This is a genomic window from Bacillus litorisediminis (genome assembly GCF_022808645.1).
In the GTDB taxonomy this organism is placed as follows: Bacteria; Bacillota; Bacilli; order Bacillales; family JC228; genus Bacillus_BF; species Bacillus_BF litorisediminis.
In genome coordinates this window covers 13,668-36,097 of record NZ_JAKZKT010000001.1, presented here as the reverse complement: position 1 = coordinate 36,097, position 22,430 = coordinate 13,668, and the positions used below count along the sequence as shown (strand labels likewise).

At 39.7% G+C, this 22,430-nt stretch carries 19 protein-coding genes; 9 read left to right on the top strand and 10 right to left on the bottom strand.

Annotated features, from left to right (window positions below; genetic code table 11):
- Positions 1-24: 24 nt before the first annotated feature.
- From MLE14_RS00180 to MLE14_RS00155, 6 genes are read right to left on the bottom strand one after another with little or no spacing between them, the layout of a single operon-like run.
- The gene (locus MLE14_RS00180) at positions 25-243 is read right to left on the bottom strand and encodes a spore germination protein (RefSeq protein WP_243296228.1); all 219 of its coding nucleotides are present in this window, start codon (positions 241-243) and stop codon (positions 25-27) included.
- Positions 244-294: 51 nt separating this feature from the next.
- The gene (locus tag MLE14_RS00175) at positions 295-675 is read right to left on the bottom strand and encodes a spore germination protein GerPE (protein WP_243296227.1); all 381 of its coding nucleotides are present in this window, start codon (positions 673-675) and stop codon (positions 295-297) included.
- Between the two features lie 6 nt (positions 676-681).
- Positions 682-861, bottom strand: coding sequence for a spore gernimation protein GerPD (locus tag MLE14_RS00170; protein WP_243296361.1), 180 nt, complete (start codon positions 859-861; stop codon positions 682-684).
- Entirely contained in the window at positions 851-1,474 is a 624-nt protein-coding gene (gerPC, locus tag MLE14_RS00165; protein WP_243296226.1) for a spore germination protein GerPC, read from the bottom strand. Before gerPC ends, MLE14_RS00170 begins: the two co-directional genes overlap by 11 nt.
- Before the next feature lie 21 nt (positions 1,475-1,495).
- Positions 1,496-1,741, bottom strand: coding sequence for a spore germination protein GerPB (locus tag MLE14_RS00160; protein WP_243296225.1), 246 nt, complete (start codon positions 1,739-1,741; stop codon positions 1,496-1,498).
- Between the two features lie 37 nt (positions 1,742-1,778).
- Positions 1,779-2,000 (bottom strand): spore germination protein, encoded by a 222-nt coding sequence (locus MLE14_RS00155; RefSeq protein WP_243296224.1) that lies wholly within the window; start codon positions 1,998-2,000, stop codon positions 1,779-1,781.
- 164 nt (positions 2,001-2,164) lie between these two features.
- Here MLE14_RS00155 and MLE14_RS00150 point away from each other — a divergent pair, with 164 nt between their 5' ends.
- Both MLE14_RS00150 and MLE14_RS00145 read left to right on the top strand, forming a co-directional pair.
- Positions 2,165-3,331 carry a DUF418 domain-containing protein gene (locus MLE14_RS00150; protein ID WP_243296360.1) on the top strand — a complete coding sequence of 389 codons (1,167 nt, stop codon included), beginning with the start codon at positions 2,165-2,167 and terminating at the stop codon, positions 3,329-3,331.
- 170 nt (positions 3,332-3,501) lie between these two features.
- A complete protein-coding gene (locus MLE14_RS00145) occupies positions 3,502-6,414 on the top strand; it encodes an EAL domain-containing protein (RefSeq protein WP_243296223.1) in 2,913 nt (970 codons plus the stop codon).
- Between the two features lie 213 nt (positions 6,415-6,627).
- On the opposite strand, the gene MLE14_RS00140 is transcribed toward MLE14_RS00145, so the two are convergent.
- On the bottom strand, positions 6,628-7,185 hold the full coding sequence (locus MLE14_RS00140; protein WP_243296222.1) for a DUF2777 domain-containing protein: 558 nt from the start codon (positions 7,183-7,185) through the stop codon (positions 6,628-6,630).
- Between the two features lie 224 nt (positions 7,186-7,409).
- Here MLE14_RS00140 and asnB point away from each other — a divergent pair, with 224 nt between their 5' ends.
- Positions 7,410-9,254 carry an asparagine synthase (glutamine-hydrolyzing) gene (asnB, locus tag MLE14_RS00135; RefSeq protein ID WP_243296221.1) on the top strand — a complete coding sequence of 615 codons (1,845 nt, stop codon included), beginning with the start codon at positions 7,410-7,412 and terminating at the stop codon, positions 9,252-9,254.
- 474 nt (positions 9,255-9,728) lie between these two features.
- Here asnB and MLE14_RS00130 read toward each other — a convergent pair whose 3' ends face one another.
- Together MLE14_RS00130 and MLE14_RS00125 are read right to left on the bottom strand one after the other, a co-directional pair.
- Positions 9,729-11,081 carry an MATE family efflux transporter gene (locus MLE14_RS00130; RefSeq protein ID WP_243296220.1) on the bottom strand — a complete coding sequence of 451 codons (1,353 nt, stop codon included), beginning with the start codon at positions 11,079-11,081 and terminating at the stop codon, positions 9,729-9,731.
- A 166-nt stretch (positions 11,082-11,247) separates the two neighbouring features.
- The gene (locus tag MLE14_RS00125; protein WP_243296219.1) at positions 11,248-13,017 is read right to left on the bottom strand and encodes a glycoside hydrolase family 13 protein; all 1,770 of its coding nucleotides are present in this window, start codon (positions 13,015-13,017) and stop codon (positions 11,248-11,250) included.
- A gap of 266 nt (positions 13,018-13,283) precedes the next feature.
- On the opposite strand from MLE14_RS00125, the gene MLE14_RS00120 reads away from it, so the two are divergent.
- From MLE14_RS00120 to MLE14_RS00095, 6 genes are all read left to right on the top strand, one after another.
- Positions 13,284-14,567, top strand: a complete 1,284-nt coding sequence (locus MLE14_RS00120) for a sugar ABC transporter substrate-binding protein (RefSeq protein WP_243296218.1) — start codon at positions 13,284-13,286, stop codon at positions 14,565-14,567.
- Positions 14,568-14,691: 124 nt separating this feature from the next.
- Positions 14,692-16,017 (top strand): carbohydrate ABC transporter permease, encoded by a 1,326-nt coding sequence (locus MLE14_RS00115; protein ID WP_243296217.1) that lies wholly within the window; start codon positions 14,692-14,694, stop codon positions 16,015-16,017.
- Entirely contained in the window at positions 16,017-16,859 is an 843-nt protein-coding gene (locus MLE14_RS00110) for a sugar ABC transporter permease (RefSeq protein ID WP_243296216.1), read from the top strand. Before MLE14_RS00115 ends, MLE14_RS00110 begins: the two co-directional genes overlap by 1 nt.
- Before the next feature lie 39 nt (positions 16,860-16,898).
- Positions 16,899-18,437 carry an alpha-amylase family glycosyl hydrolase gene (locus MLE14_RS00105; RefSeq protein WP_243296215.1) on the top strand — a complete coding sequence of 513 codons (1,539 nt, stop codon included), beginning with the start codon at positions 16,899-16,901 and terminating at the stop codon, positions 18,435-18,437.
- 17 nt (positions 18,438-18,454) lie between these two features.
- A complete protein-coding gene (locus MLE14_RS00100; RefSeq protein ID WP_243296214.1) occupies positions 18,455-20,809 on the top strand; it encodes a glycoside hydrolase family 31 protein in 2,355 nt (784 codons plus the stop codon).
- A gap of 29 nt (positions 20,810-20,838) precedes the next feature.
- On the top strand, positions 20,839-21,891 hold the full coding sequence (locus MLE14_RS00095; protein ID WP_243296213.1) for a LacI family DNA-binding transcriptional regulator: 1,053 nt from the start codon (positions 20,839-20,841) through the stop codon (positions 21,889-21,891).
- Between the two features lie 353 nt (positions 21,892-22,244).
- On the opposite strand, the gene MLE14_RS00090 is transcribed toward MLE14_RS00095, so the two are convergent.
- The gene (locus MLE14_RS00090; RefSeq protein WP_243296212.1) at positions 22,245-22,376 is read right to left on the bottom strand and encodes a DUF3941 domain-containing protein; all 132 of its coding nucleotides are present in this window, start codon (positions 22,374-22,376) and stop codon (positions 22,245-22,247) included.
- Between the last annotated feature and the right edge of the window lie 54 nt (positions 22,377-22,430).

The window sequence follows — 22,430 nt, the reverse complement described above, 5'->3', positions numbered from 1 at the left end:
TGCTGCGAGTGACAAATTTAAGCATCATGCATTTCCTGTAATAGGCTGATCGATTGCATTTAAATCGATATAGTTGCTCGCGCTAAGGAAATTATTGGTAATGATAAAAGGTCCAGTATTATGGGTTCCTGACCCGGTAATCGTTTTGTGACTGCTTTTAGGCGAGACATAAAACGAATCACCAAACTGAACCTCGCCACCACTTACCGAAAAGACTTGAACAGGTCCTACTATGGCAGGCATAGCCAACATCCTCTTCTCTCTATAGTCACTTTATTCTATGTGACTCACCCATTAATCGTTCTCCTTTGGCTTTAATTGGCGAATATGCTTGACTCTTGATTCCATATAGGCTTTCCCGATATTTCCGACCTTTACGATTGAAGAAGCTGATGTTGCCGTAATATCTAGGTTATTGACGAAAATACCAGGGTTATATTGATAAAAATGAGCTTGAACATTCCCCTTGGGGGGCAATGGAATTGGTTCAGTAAAGATAGAGGTTTCGTGCCTTTCAAAGGGTCCTTCATAACCGAAAAAAATTTCTTCTTCTCTTTGCACAGCAAATACATCTGATCGTGATGAAATCGTATGGGTATCCCCTAAGCGGAGAAGGGAACTAAAGCTGACCGTATTGGAAGACAAACAATTAAGATGGGAAATTCTTTTCCACATCGATGATCACCCTTCTGGTGAAAGCGGCACAAAAGGTCCGATGATCAATGATTCTGGAGGAGTATCAAAAGTAGCTGCGAGCTGAATCGTTTCTGAATCGCCAATCTGCACTAAAGAAGCACTCGTAACGGCATCTATTTTAATAGAGCCAACCGATAATTCACGATTCAGCACATTAAATTGCATCATTAGGATTCTCTCCTTTTTCATTAGATTGAAAGCGTGACAGGAATGAGAAGATGCCTTGTTGTATTTCACCTTTGATTCGGGCAGCTACCATTTCCGCCACTTGTTCTATTGGCTCCTTCTCCATTACTTGGTGCGAAAGCTGCCTGATATGAAACTGGATTCTTGTTTTTAATTGATTCTTAATATCCTGGCTAATCAATTCTAGGTAAGACTCATTTGGCTGCATTCCAAGCTGATCCTGTGTATCGTAAATGATTTGCGGAACCGATTCATCCATATACTGTTTTAATTTTTCCTCAATTAAATCGTGAATCATTACATGTTTTGGATCGTAGACCGATGAAGGAACAGGATGCTGTCCAGTCGAGAGATCGCCTATATTTTGCAGATCCTGTGGCGAAATGCCTACATTCAATGTACCTTCTAAGGTCTCAATTTTTAATTGGTCAAATTTATATTCAATGCGGTCGATTTTTAAAGAAGGCTGTGATCGAAGCTCTTTTACGATTTTTTTTAGTTCGAGAATTTCTTTTTCCAGCTGTTGAATTTTTTTCTGGTGTCTCTCAATCACTTGTCGATATGAATCCGCATAGGAATAGGGTTGGTACATGCAATCCCGCCTTTCCTTAAACTATTGAGTTGGTGCGCCTAATGGAACGAGTGAAGGTTCAACACCAGGCTGCTCGCCTGTTATCTGTGTAACAGGCCCAGCTGCAGCATCAGCTTCTGGTGCCGGAAGTACATATCCGCCAGTATTATAAAGATAGGCATTTGCCGATATCGATCCTGAGCTGCCGATTTGTAAAACAGATGAGTTCGTTACACTGCCAACTCGCAGTATATGGATATAAATAGATTGCTGAATATAAAAATTCATACGATCACCTATTATTCATAAAATAAAAAAATTGATCCTATAACGTAAATGCAATTGGCATATCAATTCCTTCCTGATCATACGCGTTTGTGTTGCTGTAGTGATTGACAACGTATAACCCGTCACCAGTATTAAAAGAACCTGCTCCAGCGAACGTTTTAGTTACAGACTGAGGTGCAACTGAAAAAACATCCCCTATATGAAAAACAGAACTGCTCCCGATACTATTAACTTGAACAATTCCAACAACGGCAGGCATTCGCAAAACACCTCTTCCCTTACACTCGCGGGCTTTTGATATTAATGTATGAGAAACGATCGAAGATGTGATACAAACGCCTATTTTCCAGGCGATTCTAAATGAGGCAGAAAACCGATATAATGGACATAATTGGAAGCGGAAGGAGGAACATGAAAGTGAAAATGAATACTGTGGAAAAGGAAAGAATCGTTGGAATTGATGTGGCCCGGGGGATTTCTCTCTTGGGTATTTTATTGATCAATATGATGTCTTTTCATTCTCCTTATGTTTGGGTTGTTAATCCCTATACGTACTGGGAAGGAGACATTAATCAATCTCTTTTTTTATTTTTAGAAGTTTTTGTGGCGGCCAGTTTTTATCCGCTTTTTTCGCTTTTATTTGGCTTTGGTGCCATAAAAATTATGGAGAAATCGAAACAATTGGAGCTGCATCCGCGTCATACCCTGCTTCGAAGATTTATTTTTCTATTAGGGGTGGGTTTAATCCATGCCTTTTTGATTTGGACAGGGGATATATTAATTACTTATGCGGTCACAGGCTTATGTTTGCTATTCTTGTTGAAGAGATCAGCAAAAACAATGATCACCATCGGCAGCCTGCTATTATTTATTCCGAACCTTCTCCTATTTTTCCTTTTTTGGATAGTATCGGTTTTTGTACCGATTGATGAAGAGGTGAGTCCAGGGATAGACACTAAGCAAATTGCTCATATTTATGCGGACGGAAGTTTTATAGAAATTACCAATATGCGAATAGAAGAATGGATGTATCTCAATCTTAACGGAATCGGATTACCTTTAATCATAGCAGTCTCTATTTTACCGATGGTTTTATTGGGGGCAGGGCTAGCGAAAGGAAGATGGATTGAAACCCATTCTTCCCGTTATTTTCTAACAACAGGATGTACTCTCGCAGCAGTTGGATTAGTTATAAAGCTAATACCACTATTTACTGGATATCGATATGAATTTATTTTTCTGCAAGATTCGATAGGCGGACCCATCTTGGCAGTAGCATATTTCTTTCTTTGCATTGGGCTTTTTAACAGAAAAAAAGGGAAAGTCCTGACAGCATTTGCAAGGGCCGGCAGAATGTCGATTACGATTTATCTATCCCAATCTATCATTTGTACGTTGATTTTCTACGGCTATGGTCTCGGATGGTACGGCAGGGCAGAGCTTTGGGAAGGGACTTTGCTGGCTATAGGATTATATCTTTTTCAATTAGCCGCCAGCTATCTATGGTTTGCCTACTTTAGAATCGGACCAGTTGAATGGATGTGGCGCTGGTATACCTACAAAGAGAAACCAAAATTTAAGCATCATTAGCTATCAATCCTCTTTTTTGATATAAAAATTTAAATAGTTTGACGTTTCCACCGATATAGATAATGGATATATACAGTGTTTTATAAAATTCCTTCAAATATGGGTTGGATGGAAAGAGAACATATGATGTAAATTCTTTCTTTTACGCGTGAAGAGGTGGTGACGTCTTAGTGAAAACAGTAAGTCAGCTTTACCAATCTGAGCAAGCCTTTATTGACTTTTCTTACGAGCATGAGCTTCCAGACTATTCCAATGTACTGGTGAACCTATTTTGCGGGAAAGTTCGCCAAGACCTGCTTCTTCAGGTCGGAAAAATTGTACGAACTCATCTCCCTTCCGCCGTTATAATCGGAAGCACAACTGATGGAGAAATTGCTTGCGGTAAACATACTACGAATGAGATCCTGATTTCCTGTACAGTCTTTGATCAAACAGAAATAAAAGGATTTAGTATAAAAAATATAGAAAAGTTTAATGCAAGCTTCCTTGGTGAAGAGATAGGATCGTCATACACCTCTATTGATTCAAAAGCCGTCATCTTGTATTCATCAGTGAATGCAATTGTTACAGGTTACTTTTTGGAGGGATTAAAAAAGGCAGCGCCTCAAGTAAAGATAGCGGGAGGACTAGCTGGTGATAATGGCAAGTATGTGACTTCGTTTGTATTTGATGGGAATGAAGTGATTACAGAAGGAATTACCGGAGTTGTATTAGATTCTAACCAGTTATCTGCATATACCGGCAACCATTTCAGCTGGAAAGAGGTAGGCAGACCCTTCGTCATTACAAAGGCAAGCGGAGCGAATGTATATGCGTTAGAGCATAAAAAGCCGCTACAGATATTGCGTCAGTATTTAGGGGGAAAATTTGTCGAAAGGCTCCCCTTATCCGGTTCAGAATTTCCTTTTTTGATCAAAAATCACGATGAAAAGTACCCGATTTTTATTCAAAACATTGGCGATAATGGTTCAATCCAATTAAGTGAAGATGTTTCAGAAGGCGATGAACTAACATTTGCATACGCCGATACAGAAAAAATTATGGAACAAACAGGAAAAAATCTGAGAAAACTTGCAAGACAAACGATTGAAACAATATTTGTTTTTCCTTGTATGTCGAGAAGACGGTTTTTATCTGATTATACATCTTATGAATTAGCTGTATTTGAAACAATTGCACCCTCTATCGGATTTTTTGCTTACGGAGAGATTGTTGATACTGATGAGAAAATTCGTGTAGATGGAAATGTTCTTACATACATAGCATTAAGTGAGACGAAGCAAGTCAAAAAAGAGGCAACCCCTTTGCCAAAATTTATAAGAACAAATCAAATGTATACGATGAGTACATTTACTCAATTAATGGAAGCCTCTACGAGGGATCTCCAGGAAATGCATGATAATATACAGATTTCCGAGCAATACTATCGTTCTTTGTTTGACCATAATTCCGATATTGTTTATTCGACGGATTTACAGGGGAGATTCACCAGTGTCAATCCGGCTTTAGAAAAAGTGTTCGGCTATGACAAATCAGAATTAATTGGCAAGAATGCGATTAAATTTATTCAGGATAAAGAAGCAGCAAAGGTCAAAATGCATTTTTATCGGACGATGCGGGGAAAAGAACAGTTCTATGATCTTGAAGTGGTTTCCAAAACGGGACAATATTACACACTTAATATGAAGAATATCCCCATTATTGTTAATGGAGAAATGGTTGGTATTTATGGAATTGGACGCGATATAACTGAGCAAATCCGAGTGAAAGAAAAGGTTACCCATTTAGCCCATTACGATCTGGAGACGGGCCTGGCCAATCGGACGTTGTTTACGGAAAAGGTAAGTCAGCAAATCAAAGCGGCGGCTAAGAAAAAGCGGTCTCTGGCAGTGATGTTTATTGATATGGACAGCTTTTCATTAATTAATGATAGTCTTGGCCATCATGCGGGCGATTATATTTTAAAAGAACTGGCCTATCGGATTCAAAATTCATTGCCAAAAGGCTCTTTTCTGGGGAGATTTGGCGGGGATAAATTTACAGTATTGGTCACAAAAAGCGAAATGAACCAGGATTTTTATGAAATAGCCTATCATATTTTTGAAAATATTAAGCAGCCAGTCGTATATGACCAGCAAGATTATTTTGTTACGTCAAGTGTCGGTGTCAGTATTTATCCAACAGATGGAACAGATACAGAAACATTGTTCCGAAATGCAGATACAGCGATGAATCGTGCCAAATTAATGGGCGGCAATAGAATTGTGCTTTTTTCAAATGAGTTAAATGAAAAAGCAAAAAAACGTCTTGAAATGGAAAGATATTTACGGAAAGCATTAGAACGAAATGAATTTCACCTTGTTTATCAGCCGATTGTGGATATACAGACAAATAGATTCACAGGGAGTGAAGCTTTATTAAGGTGGAATCACCCTCAATATGGTGACGTGCCTCCTGCCGTTTTTATCCCGATTGCAGAAGAGATAGGAATAATTAAAGAAATCGGGAAATGGGTTTTAAATGAGGCGTGCCGGCAAAATGCAAAATGGCATGAGTTAGGATATCGTAACTTGACCATATCGGTCAATGTTTCCGCTCATCAATTATTGGATCCGGCATTCGTTATAGATGTTGCCAATGTTATTGAGGAGACGGGTTTGCGGCCTGAATACTTATATTTGGAACTGACTGAAAGTGTTATGATTGGCAATATGCAGTATTGTTTAAGGGTCATGAAGGATCTCCAGCAGCTTGGAATTAATCTTTCAATTGATGATTTTGGAACAGGCTATTCCTCTTTAAGCTATTTAAAAACTTTACCTGTAAATCGGCTCAAAATTGATAAGACCTTTATCGACCAGCTTTCGACGAACACGATTGACTTGGCTGTAGTTCAGGCCGTTATTATGATGGGCAAGGGGTTAAATATGAAAGTGGTTGCTGAAGGAGTTGAGACAAAGGAACAGGTTGAGGTATTAGAGAAACTTGACTGTCATTATGTCCAGGGTTTCTACTTCAGCCGGCCATTAACGGATGCAGCTTTTGAAAAGGAACTCCAGCAAGGTCTCACTGCCCAAATTTGATTCGATGTAAAAAAAGCTGAGCAGCCCGCTTGGGGGGTGGCTCAGCTTTATTATAGGCGAAAAATGTAATTTTTCTCGATTTAGATAACTGTCTAGCGCAAGCCAGTCTCGCTCTTCGCATCTCTAGCCATCCCCGTCCGGAGGGCTGGCCCATTCTGCGGGGGTATGTCTTAAGCTTGTCGGGGCTGAGCAAGGCGCTTTTAGCTTTTCTTGCTAAGCGAGTTTTTCAATCACGACTCTTTTTCCTGTACTAAGGGTAAATTCGAAGCGGTCATTAATCCTTTTGAAGTATTCAAAATGATGCTGAACGGCACAAATGACTTCTCCATTATCAAAAATCATCATGTTTACACCATTTTGATTTTTTTTCTCTTTAAGAAATGATAAGTGATTGTGGCAATAGATACAATCATAAATCGAAAACTCCATAGAGTTTAATGTCATAACAAATTGTAAAAACGCATCCTCATGCAGATCCTCCAATAATCTTTCAAGGGAATACACCAGATTTTTACGGATCCTTATTTTTGTTGCACTGTGCAGGTCAAAAATTTCGTTGGACAGTTTTACTTTATCAGTTTCAATCAGCTTACCTTTACGCCATCTATGATTAGAAAAAACCTCAACTTCTTGGAACAAAAAATCTTCCAATAATGAAGCCTCTTCGCTTTCATCATCAAAGAATACCCATTGATCGTTAATGTATTCAAGTGTTCCCTCGGAAAAGGATCTGGATTGATGCTCAAAGATTTTATAACGGCTTACATCCATATGTCCTGCAACCTCCATGTTGTGTAAAAATCTAAAGAGTAGGTTAATGAAATGTTAGGAACTTTTACCACCGAATAGATAATCGTATACTATCGTTTTTGACGAATCGAGTCTCTTTTAAACCAATCTGAATTTTGGACAATGAACAATAGCCCAATTAGAGCATACAATAACAGCATGCATTTCCTGCCTTATTAATACTGGAGTAGAAAGGATGAAATATTATGTGTGGTATTACAGGCTGGATTGATTTCAAACAGGACTTATCCTCTCATGTTGAGATAGTTCAAAATAAGGCTGAGACTCTTTCAAAACGAGGACCAGATGATACTAATTATTTTGTCAGACCCCACGTTTTATTTGGTCATAAACGGTTAGTGGTTGTTGATCCTGAGGGCGGTAAGCAGCCGATGACGATCCTGCATCAAGGTAATGCTTATACCATCTGCTATAACGGAGAACTTTATAACACAGAAGATCTCCGTAAAGAGTTACTCATAAAAGGATATTCTTTTAAAGGACATTCTGACACAGAAGTTCTGCTTACTGCTTATATTGAATGGAAAGAAAAATGTGTAGATTTTTTAAATGGGATATTTGCTTTTGCTGTTTGGGATGAAGCTGAGCAAAAAGTATTCATTGCCAGGGACCGATTAGGGGTAAAGCCATTATTTTATGCGGAAGTAGGAAGCGGAATCGTATTCGGTTCGGAAATTAAAGCATTATTAGCTCATCCGTCGATTAAGCCAATAGTCACAAGGGAAGGATTGTCAGAAATCTTTGGCCTTGGCCCTTCAAGGACACCAGGGCACGGTGTTTTTCGGGATATTAAGGAATTAAGGCCTGCACACGCTCTCAGTCTCTCAACTCAAGGATTAAAGATTTGGAGATACTGGAATGTGAAGAGTGAACGACATACAGCGTCATTAGCTGAAACTGCCGAACAAATCCGATACTTATTTAAGGACGCTGTGACGAGACAGCTTGTATCTGATGTACCATTATGTACATTTTTATCAGGCGGAGTAGATTCAAGTGCCATTACAGCCGTTGCCGCTAATCATTATCGGGAGCAGGGAATGCAGCTCCATACGTTTTCGATAGATTACGAGGGTAATGACGAATTTTTTAAAGCCAATGATTTTCAGCCTAATGCAGATGGGCCATGGATTGAAAAAATGTCGAAAGAATTTAATACCATTCATCATAGATGCGTCATTTCTCAAGAAGAGCTTGTTGATTATCTGGTTGAATCGGTTCATGTACGTGACTTGCCAGGCATGGCTGACATCGATTCTTCATTGCTATGGTTCTGTAAACAGATTAAAAAAGAATTTGTTGTAAGTTTATCGGGAGAATGTGCCGATGAGATCTTTGGCGGCTACCCATGGTTTTACAGGGCGGATGACTTAAATCGAAGCGGCTTCCCTTGGATGAGATCAACAGAAGCAAGGCAAGCTTTGCTGAAAGATGAGTGGCGTTCCAAGCTAAACCTAGAAGACTATGTGATGCAAAGATATCAAGAAACCGTAGATGAAACACCCGTTTTAGATGGTGAAACAGGAGAGGATAAAAGAAGACGGGAGTTATTTTATCTCAACATGCTTTGGTTTATGACTAATCTCCTCGACCGTAAAGACCGGATGAGTATGGGATGCGGTTTGGAGGTAAGGGTTCCTTATGCAGATCATCGACTTGTTGAATATGTTTGGAATGTTCCTTGGGAGATGAAAATGGCGGGTAACCGGGAGAAAGGAATTTTACGCAAAGCTCTAGAAGGTCTGCTGCCTAATGAAGTCTTGTATCGCAAAAAGAGCCCGTATCCGAAAACTCATAACCCTGCTTATACGAAGGCGGTAACCAAATGGCTCCATACAATTTTAGAAGACTCCAATTCTCCTTTATATGAGTTTTTTGATGTAAATCAATTAAATGAACTTGTTCAGTCAGAAGGCAAATCCTTCTCGATTCCCTGGTATGGACAGTTGATGTCTGGTCCGCAGTTACTTGCTCATCTGGGTCAAATTCATGTTTGGTTTACTGATTATGGGGTTCAGGTGAGTGATTGATAGGAATTGTTTGGCGAAAGCTCTCTTATTCTGAAAAAAACCTTAGCGAGTAGCTAAGGTTTTTTCGTGTGGGGCTGGATATCGGAAGTTAATGTTGGTTTATTGGGTGATTGAGCTGTTTTATCTGAATTCGGGGGTAATTGAACCTGCTTGAAGCTGAATCTATAGTATTTTGAGCTGATTTTATAGATGAATAGGTGATTTTTCAGAACTCAGAAGCGGGTAACCGAACTCAGGACAAGATAACTGAACTCACGAGCGAGATAACCGAACTCGGCAGCAAGATAACCGCACTTAGAAACGGATAACCGAACTCAGGAGCAGGGTAACCGAACTGAGAAGCGGATTACTGAACTCAGGAGCAGGGTAACCGAACACAGAAGCGGATAATCGGACTCAGAAAACTGTTACCGAACTGCAGAACCGAGGGCTAAATAACAAAATCAGAAAGCCCTGGCCTCCACTATTTGTCTACTAAGCACTCACCTTTACAAAAGCTTTATCCACCCATACCCTTGATCTCCACCTAAAAAGCATTAAAATGCCGCGCAGCCATTCATCCGCACAATAGGCGATCCAGATTCCGACTAATCCCATGCCAAAGGTAATTCCTAATAGATATGCAAGAGTTACACTAACGCCCCACATCGAAAGAATCCCGATATACACTGGAAATTTTACATCCCCAGCAGCCCGCAATGAATTGATGACTACGAGGTTAAACGACCGACCCGGTTCTAAAATAATAGTGATCAAGATTAGTAATGAACCGAGCGATATGATTGAAGAATTTTCAGTGAAAATCGAGAAAAGCGGTTTTGAGAAAAAGGAAACAACGATAGCCATTGCAAGTGAAATCACGATTGCAATCTTAAGACTTTTTATGCATCTATCGTAAGCCTCGCTTATTTTCCCTGCGCCAATCATATGACCGATGATAATTTGCGTGCCCTGGCTGATGGCAACTGCAAAGAGAAAAATAAACATCATAATATTTTGTGTATATACACGAGTAGTTAAATCCTCGGTTCCAAGGGATGCAATAAATATGGTAATCACCATTTGAGAGGCGTTGTACGATAATTGTTCCCCAGCGGAAGGAATCCCGATTTTTAACAAATCCTTAAAGTGTTGGAGCGGACGGACAATAGTTCGGATTGGCAGTGAATTTGGCGCTCTTTTAACTAAAACAATCATGATGATAATAAAACCAGCCAGACGGCTCACCGTGGTAGAAATGGCAACTCCATCGACACCTAATACAGGAATTCCAAACGGTCCGAAAATAAAAAGATAATTTCCGATGACATTTAGAATATTCATGCCGATCGTGATATACATCGCATCCTTCGTAAATCCATAACTGCGCAGAATGCTGCTTGCAGTCATAATCAAGGCTTGAACGAAGGCAAAACCGCCGACTATTTTTAAATAGGAGCTGGCTTCAGCCATTAACTCAGCCGGGATATCCATCATTTTTAAAATAGGCGATGTAAATATAAGCAGAATTAGGCTGAGAATCATTCCGAAAATAAGGTTGGCAAATAAGGAAACGACCGAGACACTGCCAGCCTCTAATTCCCTTTCTGCCCCTAAATATTGAGCGACCAAGATAACAGTCCCGGTTGCTACAAAACCGAACATCACAATAATAAGATAAAGGATTTGATTAGCTACACCAACTGCAGCAACGGAATTATCTGAATACTGGCTAAGCATAAGGGTATCAGCATTCCCCATCAGCATGTGTAAAAAGATTTCAATAAAAATCGGCCAAGTTAATGCAAATAAGGACATATTCTTTAACTGATTTCTGCCAGATTCCATAATCTGTATTCTCCTTTAATCAAACAAGTATAAAAGAAGAAGCCGACTCATAATGGGTTAAAAGACCGGACCCTCTCATTTTATGAATGATAGTGAGGTTTTATGGCTTTTAACTTTGAGTCGGCACTCATCTATTTTGTTCTTTTACGACGAGCTTAACAAAATTTCATTGCACACTAATGATAATAAATTGTTTTGCCGGAATGTCAATGAAAATCGAACTGCTATCTTTCTGTAAGATCTTTGATGCAAGCAGGTCCTTCCATTCTGCTGCCCGAACCAGTTTACTTTTTAAATTCACATTCACTTTCCTGTCATGGGGATTAATTAATACTAATACTTCTTTTTCCTGATTGTATTTCCTAAAACCAATAAGTCCTGACTCGTACTCCCATTTAATACATCCCTGATTGGCAAGCAAAGGCTCTTTTTTTCTAAGCGATATCAGTGATTGAATATGCTTAAATAGCTCTTGATTATGCAGTTTTCGATCCCATGGCATGCATTTGCGGCAGCCCGGATCCATCCCGCCAGTCAGTCCAATCTCATCCCCATAATATATACAGGGTGTACCTGGATAGGTTAATAGCAAAGTAAAGATTTGTTTAACATCATCCAAATTTTCTCCGCACTCTGTTAAAATACGCGGTGTATCATGGCTGCCCACAAGATTAAATAAACCTTTATTAATGGTTTCCGGATATAGGAACAGAACTGATGTCATATTTTCCATAAACTTTCGCGAGGAAATTGTTTTACGGGCAAATAAATCTAAGACATTGGTCTGGAATGGATAGTTCATTACAGAATCAAATTGGTCACCACGAAGCCAAGGCATCGAATCGTGCCAAATTTCTCCTAATATATATAGGTCAGGCTTGATTTCTTTTACAGCGGTTCTAAATTCTCTCCAAAATTGGTGATCTACTTCATTGGCCACGTCGAGTCTCCAGCCGTCAATATCAAATTCTTTCACCCAATAACGACCTACGTCTAGTAAGTACTGTTTAACTTCCGGATTTTGCGTATTGAATTTTGGCATAAACGGAGTAAAAGCAAATGTATCATAATTAGGTCTTGGCTCTTGAACGATCGGGAACTCGCGAATATGAAACCAATCCTTATAAATAGAAGCTTCTCCGTGCTTTAGAACATCCTGAAATGGAGGAAAGTAATAGCCGCTATGGTTAAAGACGGCATCTAACATAACCCGAATACCCCGTTTATGACATTCGTCTATTAGCTTTTTAAAGGTTTCTTTTGTCCCGAATTGAGGATCGATTTCAAAATAATCAACAGTGTCATATTTATGGTTAGAGGTTGCTTTAAAAATCGGTGTAAAATAAAGGCCATTCACACCTAAGTCCTCTAAATAATCAAGATGCTCTATGACACCTTCAAGATCTCCGCCAAAAAAGTTGGTCGGGGATGGTTCAGCGCTTGCCCATTCAAGTGTTCCCTGGGGGTCATTGTTTGCATTCCCATTGGCAAATCTTTCTGGAAAGATCTGATACCATACGGTATTTTGCACCCACTTCGGAACATCGGTCGCATCGCTCGTGTGAACAAAAGGGAAGCAAAAGTAATAGCCATTATCTTTAAGCGGATGATCATAGAACCCTTTTTCACAATAAAATATCGGTTGAGTTTGACTAATTAATAGAAATCCATAGCGGAGCCGGTGAAAGGGAGGGCGAACAGTGATTGACCAATAGTCAAATAATGAATCAGTTCCGGAAAGCTTCATAGGCGCTGTCTCTTTGTTCCATTCCCATTGTCCCTTCGAAACTTCAGTCCAATCATAAGGGTCTCCTGCAATTAATTGTACTTCATGGATATCATTCTTTTTTGTTCGTAAAACGATTTTTAAATCCCCATTTGCGCAAACGTATGCATAATTATCGGTAGGCCGATGGTAAACGGATTCAATTTGCATTTTTTTAACAATCCCCTTTCAGAATCATATTAACAGATTATGAGAATGTGATAATAAAATCAAGTATTATCATAAAGATACCGTTTACAAAAAAATAAAAAAAGGGTTGTCAAAGTGATTTTTCCATGTATAATGAAAGTAGATTGTGCAATCGCTTTCACAACATAATTTGAAGTAGCTTGCTTTTCTTTTTTTAAGGAAATTTGTGCAAACGTTTGTACAATCAATAGTCTTATAGAATCCTATAATTATTTGGAGGGGTCAAAATGAAAAAAGCGTTAACGCTTTTCATGGTGTTTATGCTCATTTTGGGCGTATTGGCTGCCTGTGGTCCGACGCGTGAAGACGCACAATCGGAAAATGATCAGCCTGAAACAAACGATGGCGAACAAGCAGCAGAGGAGATGCCAGAAAAACCTGAGTCATTAAAAATTTGGGTAAATGATGAAGAAAAGCAAAAAGAAGCTTTACAAACGATTTTTGACAAATACACAGAAGAAACTGGTATTGAAATTGAAGTAACTCCTATTAGTATGCTTGACCAAGTAGAAGCATTGGCTTTAGATGGCCCGGCAGGTAACGGTCCGGATATCTTCTTCCAGCCTCATGACAGAATTGGAAGTATAGTAGCTGCCGGACATGCTGATCCAATAGATTTAGGTGATACTGTTGATACTTACACACAATCGGCTATTGACGCTGTAACCTATGATGGGGAAATCTATGGTGTTCCTTTAGTCGTTGAAACATATGGAATTTTCTATAATAAAGATTTAGTTGAAAAAGCTCCTGAGACGCTTGAGGAGTTAAATGCGATTGCAGCAGAACATACAGATGCAAGCGCCGGAACCTATGGCTTTTTAGCTGAAGCAGCTAACTTCTATTTCTCTTATCCATTCTTTGCTACTTATGGTGCCTATGTCTTCAATAAAACAGATGGTGCTTATGACGTGGAAGACATTGGTTTAAATAATGAAGGAGCCATTAAAGGCGGGGAACTGATTCAATCCTGGTTCCAAAATGGCTATATTCCAGTTGAAGTAAACCCAGATATCATTAGCGGTTTATTTACTGAAGGGAAAGCATCAGTGGTTCTATCTGGTCCTTGGAATATCCCAGTATTCCAAGAGGCTCTAGGTGACAAGCTTGGAACCGCGCCGCTGCCAACGATTGATGGTCAAAATGCCAAATCATTCATGGGTGTAAAATCATGGATGCTTTCTACTTACTCAGAAAATAAAGAGTGGGCCACTGATCTTATGAAATTTATTACAAATGAAGAAAATTCTCTTCACTATTATGAAGTAGCTGGTGAAATGCCTGCGAATGAAGCTGCACTGAACAGTGATGCAGTAACTAACAATGAAATGGTTGCTGCCTTTGCTGAACAATCTCAATACGGCGAGCCAATGCCAAGTGCTCCAGAAATGGCTCAAGTTTGGGAGCCAATCAACAATGCACTTTCATTTATTGCAAAGGGTGAACCAGTTGAAGATGTTTTAAATGAAGCAGTGCAATTAATTAAAGATAATATCGCTGCCGCTCAGTAATGGCCATGATTTCATGAGGCTGACTTCAGGCAATGAGGGTCAGACCCCGCAAGTTAACGATTTTGCGGGAGACACTGACCCCTTGTGGGTCAGTCTCATCATATTATTCTCAGGAGGATTCATAATGAAAATAGAAAGAAAGGAAAGTGTAGCTGAAAGCAGCCTAAGCTTTGGTGCCTGGATTAAGCAAAGACATGTCATTGCTACGATTCTTTCCATCCTATTTGCAGGACTGGGACAACTCTATAACCGTCGCTATTTAAAGGGCCTCCTATTTATCATTCTAGAGCTTTCCTTTATTTTATCGCTTGGTGGATTTCTTAACTATGGTTTATGGGGTCTGAGGACTCTTGGGATTGACCCCAAAATCGATCACTCCATTTTCTTAATGATTTATGGATTAATTTCAATCATCATTTTAGCCTTTGCGATTACGCTTCATGTATTAAACGTGTTAGATGCCAGAAGAAATGCAATCGCAATTGAATCAGGACAGAAAAATCCGACTCTTCACCAGTCGTTAAAACATACATGGGACTATGGATTTCCGTATCTATTTGTTACACCGGGTCTAGTTATGCTGACTTTTATCGTTATATTACCGTTATTATTTACGGTCTCCCTCGCCTTTACGGATTACAGTTTAAATAATTCACCTCCTAAGAATCTATTAAACTGGGTAGGATTTGAAAACTTTACGAAACTTGTAACAGTAGATATTTGGCGGGATACTTTTTTTAGCGTATTCACCTGGACCATTATTTGGACGGTTGTGGCCACTACCCTGCAGGTAGGGCTCGGTCTGTTCTTAGCTTTATTGGTTAATGACCCGCGTATCAAATTTAAAAAAACAATTCGTACTATTTTAATTTTGCCTTGGGCAGTTCCAGCTTTTGTTACCATCTTAATTTTCTCTGCTTTATTTAATGGAGAATTCGGTGCGATCAATAATAATATTTTACAGCCGCTTTTTGGAATCTCACTTCCATGGATGCAAGATCCGTTTTGGGCTAAAGTGGCTCTGATTATGATTCAGACCTGGCTCGGGTTCCCGTTTGTATTTGCGCTGTTTACTGGAGTCCTGCAAAGTATCTCGAAAGATTGGTATGAAGCTGCTGAAGTAGATGGTGCTACAAGATGGCAAAAATTCCGGCAAATTACACTTCCCCATGTGTTATACGCAACTGCACCTCTTTTGATCATGCAATATGCCGGGAATTTTAATAACTTTAATATTATCTTCCTATTTAACCAGGGAGGACCGGCTGTACGCGGTCAAAATGCGGGCGGAACTGATATTTTAATATCTTGGGTTTATGATTTAACGTTTGAATTGAACCAGTATTATATGGCTGCGGTCATTTCTCTGATATTAGGATCAATCGTCTGCCTCTTTGCCTTCTACCAATTCAGACGAACCAGATCCTTTAAAGAGGAGGGCAACATCTGATGAACCGAAAAACCAAATCAAAAATCGAGGTAGCAGCTATCTATATTTTTCTTGCAATTGTTGCAGTTGTGATTGCCTATCCGTTACTTTGGACGATTGGCATGTCTTTAAATCCAGGGACGAGCATGTATTCTGCATCGATTATTCCTGAAAAATGGTCACTCGAGCATTATAAATGGTTATTTTTCAGTGAGGATAGCGATTATTTAATTTGGTACAAAAACAGTATTTTTGTGGCCATCATTAATTCATTTACTTCTGTTATACTAACAGCTTTAATTGCCTACGCCTTTTCTCGTTATCAGTTTGTAGGAAGAAAATACGGATTATATGCGTTTTTGCTTCTTCAGATGTTCCCATCCCTAATGGCGATGGTTGCCTTATATATTTTAATTAACATGTTAGGGCTGCACGATAACCTTTGGGGACTTATTCTCGTCTATATTGGAGGACAAATTCCATTTAACGCATGGCTTGTAAAAGGGTATTATGACACCATTCCGAGAGAGCTTGATGAGGCGGCAAAAATAGATGGCGCCGGGCACTTTGGAGTCTTTTTCCGAATCATTTTACCGCTGGCAAAACCGATTTTAGCAGTAGTAGCACTGTTTAATTTTATGGCGCCATTTGTGGACTTCCTGCTTCCAAGAATTATTTTAAGAAGCTCCGAAAACTACACATTGGCTCTTGGCTTGTTTAATTTTATAAACCAGCAATTTGCTAATAACTTTACTCGTTTTGCAGCGGGATCGATTCTTATTGCAGTACCAATTGCATTAGTATTCTTGTTCTTACAGCGATATCTCATCTCAGGACTTACATCTGGGGGAACGAAAGGGTAAAATGAACAACAGACCGAAAAATTTTGGGAGGGACAGCGCATGTTTAAAAAATCAATCGCTCTGTTTCTCATGTTGCTTCTCCTTTCACCTCTAGCTAATGTCCAAGTCATTAAGGCAGAAGATCGAAAGTGGCAAGATGAGATGATTTATTTCCTGATGGTTGACCGTTTTAATAATGGAGACACATCTAATGACTTTCAAGTAAATATGAAGGATCCTTATGCTTATCATGGAGGAGATTTTCAAGGAATCATTGAAAAATTAGATTATTTAAAGGATATGGGGTTTACCGCGATTTGGCTCACCCCAATATTTGATAACTCAGAAAAAGGATACCACGGATATTGGATTCAAGACTTTTATAATACAGAAGAGCATTTTGGGACAATGGATGAATTTAAAGAATTAGTCGAGGAAGCTCATAAAAGGGATATCAAAATTATAGTAGATTTTGTTGTCAATCATGTATCGCCTACGCATCCTTGGGTACAGAATCCAGAAAAGCAAGAGTGGTTTCATGAAAAGAAGCCAATCCTTGGCGATACACCTGAGCAATTAGAAAATGGCTGGCTTTATGAACTGCCAGATCTGGCTCAAGAAAATCCGGAAGTTAAAAAATATCTGATTGATGCAGCAAAATGGTGGATTGAAGAAACAGATATTGATGGGTTTAGACTGGATACAGTCAAACATGTTCCGCAAAGTTTTTGGACTGAATTTACAAAAGAAGTGAAAAGTGTAAAAGACGATTTCTATTTGATTGGAGAAGTTTGGTCGAAGGATCCGCAGTTTATTGCCTCCTATCAGGAAACCGGAATTGATGGGTTTGTAGATTATCCATTATTTGATCATTTAAGAAACGCTTTTGCAAACTATGATCAATCCCTTGAATGGTTGTTTGTGCAGTGGGACCGAAACAAATCACTTTATGAGGATCCCTACTTAAACGGAAACTTTATCGATAACCATGATAATCCGCGGTTTACCCAAGATATTGTCCAGAATCATTTGTTTCCGGGGACAAGATGGAAGCTGCCATTAACCTATTTGTATACAGCTCCAGGGATTCCGATTATTTATTATGGAACTGAAATTGCTATGAATGGCGGAAATGACCCAGACAATCGTCAAATGATGAGATTCCGTGCAGATCCGGCATTAATCGAGTATATAACAGAATTAAGCGAAATCAGAAGTCAATTTCCTTCCCTTCGAAGAGGAGATATGGAACTTCTTTTTGAAGAAGATGGGATGGCTGTTTATAAAAGAATGTATGAAGACGAAATAACGGTAGTAGCGATTAACAATACATCAGAGACGAAAACCGCTTTAATTGATGTATCTGATTTACAAGCGGATCAAGAGCTGCACGGCTTACTAAACGGAGAAATTGTTCGCAGCAATGATAACCGGCAATTTAATATTACGTTAGACCGGGAAACGTCAGAGATTTATATGCTTTCCGAAGAAAAAGGTCTTAACATTCCGTTTATCACGGTCTTAGGAGTCGTCTATTTAGGATTTATTGGTTTTGTTCTATACGTTTGGAGAAAAGGAAAACGTAGAAAAGCATCGTGACTTAGGAGGAAACAGCCATGTTAGAGGATACAAGCTTTGCTATACATCCCGGCGCTCAACAAAAAATAACCGACCATGGTTACAAATTGGTTAGTCCTTTACAATCGTATCGGCTTGATGGAAATGTTTTTCGCGGGAAAACAGGTCAGGGAGAGCTAGCCATCGTTTTTTATCGTAACGATATTGTCCGGATTGAAATGAACCCATTTGGGGAGGCTCAGCTCCGCCATAGTCCGGCTATTGTAGCAAATGCCGACCAGGTCGTATGTAGCTCTAATGATACTGGGGAGACCTTAACACTTTCTTCACAAGACCTAACCGTAACGATTCAAAAACAGCCGCTTATGATTTCGATTATGGATCAAAATGGCAGAGTTCTTGTACAGGAAACAAAAAAAGGGATGGCCTATAAAGCAACTAAGGAAATCATTTGTTATAAAGATATGAAAGAAGATGAGCATTTTTACGGATTTGGCGAAAAGACGGGTTTCTTGGATAAACGGGGAGAAAAAATGGTGATGTGGAACAGTGATGTATACGCACCGCATAACCCGGAAACTGATTCATTATATGAGTCGATTCCATTTTTCACAACCTTATCTAAAGCAGGAGCTCATGGGATCTTTTTTGATAATACGTTCAAAACAACTTTTGATCTTCGCTCTGAAGAGGATTGTTACTCGTTTTCGAGTGAAGGGGGAACTATCAATTATTATGTATTTGCTGGACCAACCCTCAAACATGTACTTGAACAATATACCCATTTGACAGGAAAGAGTCCTATACCGCCAAAGTGGGCACTAGGTTATCACCAATCCCGCTATAGCTATGAAACAGAAGAAGAAGTTCGTAACTTGGTCAATACGTTCAAGCAAAAGAATATTCCGCTTGACGTCGTTCATTTGGATATCCATTATATGGATGGATACCGTGTGTTTACTTTTGACCCGATTCGTTTTCCGAATCCAAAGCAGCTGGTGCAAGATTTGAAAGAAGCAGGCATTCATGTTGTACCTATTGTCGATCCAGGTGTAAAAGAAGATCCGGAGTATCCTATTTATCAGCAGGGAGTAAGAGAAGATCTCTTCTGCAAATACATTGAGGGATCCATCTATTTTGGTGAAGTATGGCCGGGAAATAGTGCATTCCCTGATTTTACCAGCGAAAAAGTCCGCAAATGGTGGGGGGACAACCACCAATTTTACAGCGATTTAGGAATTGAAGGTATCTGGAATGACATGAATGAGCCGGCAGTCTTCAATGAAACCAAGACAATGGATTTAAAGGTTATCCATGAAAATGATGGGGATCCAAAGACGCACCGCGAGCTTCATAATGTCTATGGATTATTAATGGGAAAAGCCACATACGAAGGTTTAAAATCAAAATTAAATGGTAGACGGCCATTTCTGCTTACAAGAGCCGGGTATTCTGGCGTCCAGCGCTATGCTGCAGTTTGGACAGGAGATAACCGAAGCTTCTGGGAACATTTGCAAATGTCTTTGCCTATGGTGATGAATTTAGGGATGTCAGGTATTCCATTTGCCGGACCAGATGTCGGAGGCTTTGCGCATGATTCTAATGGGGAACTATTGGCGAGATGGACACAGGTAGGAGCGTTAACCCCGTTCTTCAGAAATCATAGTGCGATTGGCTTCCTTCGCCAGGAACCGTGGTCATTTGGAGAAAAATACGAAGCCATCATTCGAAAATATATTCAGCTTCGCTATCAATGGCTTCCACAGCTTTATACTCTCTTTAAAGAAGCCCATGACACGGGTGTTCCGATTATGAGACCGTTGGTCATGGAATTTCCTGATGATGAAAACACCTATAATCTGTATGATCAATTTATGATCGGTGATAATGTCATTGTCGCTCCAATCCTGAAACCTTCGGATGAATACAGGGTAGTGTATTTGCCAAAAGGAGATTGGTACGATTACTGGACTGGTGAAAAATTGGCAGGCGGTAAAAGGCATCTAATTCACGCACCATTAGATACGATGCCAGTCTTTGTATTAGCTGGTACCGCTATTGCCCAGGGGCCGGTTCGCATGTCAACTGCAGAGAAAGAATTGGAAAGAACAATCCACATCTATTATCAGGCAGACCATGAATATACATTTAAAATGTATGAAGATGACGGATTAACCTTTGATTATAAAAATGGAAGTTTTGTAGATTATTCAATTCTAATTCATCAAGATGAAAAAACCGTAAGGATTACCGCTCAAAAACAGGGCCATTATCAGCCTGAGTGGGAAACACTACAATTTAAGTTTCATGGATTGCCAGAGAACGCTATGGTTCTAGTAAACGAGGAAGAACTTCATCAGACAACGGCAGGTTTTTATAAAATTAATCTTTAATTTTATGAAAGTTGGAAGGGGGGATTAAAATGACTGTTACAATCAAAGACGTTGCCAAGCTTGCTGGCGTATCTCCATCAACGGTTTCCCGCGTCATAGCAAACAGCTCACGGATCAGTGAAAAGACAAAGAAAAAAGTAAGGGACGCTATGAAGCAGCTTGGCTATCACCCCAACATGATTGCCAGAAGCTTGGCAAGTCAAACCACACAAACCATTGGGTTAGTGGCAGCTAGTTCAACTGATCTTGTGTTTCAAAATCCATTCTTTCCAACTGTATTAAGAGGAATAAGTGAAGCAGCCCATCAAAAACAATATAGTCTGCACATGACAACTGGAAAAACAGAACGAGAAATATATGACGATGTAGTTAAAATGGTACAGGGACGGCGTGTAGACGGCGTGATTCTCCTATATTCCAAGGTTGAGGACCCGGTACTCGGTTATTTGATGGAAAGGAATTTTCCATTTGTTGTGATTGGAAAACCATTTAAACACGTAGAACAGATAACTCATGTAGACAATGACAATTTCCGTGCCGCGAAAGATGTTACAAAGCATCTCGTTGATTTAGGTCACGAACGAATTGCTTTTGTCGGAGGAAATTTAAACTTTGTTGTGACGGTAGATCGTGTCTTAGGATATGAAAAGGCTTTACGGGACGTAGGAATCGAAATGCGCAATGAGTATGTGGTGCATGAGGAATTTGTTCGGGAAGGCGGGCAGGAAGCCATGAAAGAGCTTCTTTCTCTCGAAGAACCACCAACAGCCTTAGTTGTAGCAGATGATTTGATGGCATTAGGTGTTCTCAATACCTTAAATGAGATTGGTATTCGTGTTCCCCAAGATATATCCGTTGTAAGCTTTAACAATGTGATGCTCGCGGAAATGTCGCGGCCGCCTTTGACTTCCGTTGACATAAACATCTTTGATTTAGGCTTTGAATCAGCCAGGAATTTAATTCAAATGATTGAAAACCCGAAGGAGCCTGTTAAACGGATTATCATTCCGCACAATTTAGTAAAACGTGACTCTTGCGGGCCGCTTGGGTCTGCAACTTCGAAGCAAATCGTGCAGTTTTAAGAAAGGATCGCTGATTGCGGTCCTTTTTTATGTCTTGAGACGAAATATCAAGGCTTTTTTTCAAAGGCAACCCAAATTGGTTATTGAGGAGGAATATCAAAGCCCGTTTTTTGGGTGTCAACCCAATTTCGGTCCATGAGGAGGATTTTCAGAGTCCGTTTTTTACTGTGGAGGAAATACGATATTTGGTAGGAATTTAGCTGTTAGCGGATTAAATGCCCCCGATAACTATCCGTTCGTCCGTTATCGGACATAGAATCTATCGGGTTGCCCTCATCCAACACCGCCAAGCACCTTATTCAATAAAAATATAACCGGGCGCTCCCAGCCGCCCGGCTTATCCATTTCATTATCTACAAATGATCAGTCTTTTTAGAGTACTGAAGCTTTCCAGCCTTGCGGTTTTTCTCTCTAAGTTCATTTTTCTTTTCGTGGTTGGCCTGATTATCAAAGGCCTTTTTATCGTTATCAGATGTGCGAGGCAATGTAAGACCACTCCTTTAAAAAGTTCAGCAAAACACCCTTACACCGCGAAACAG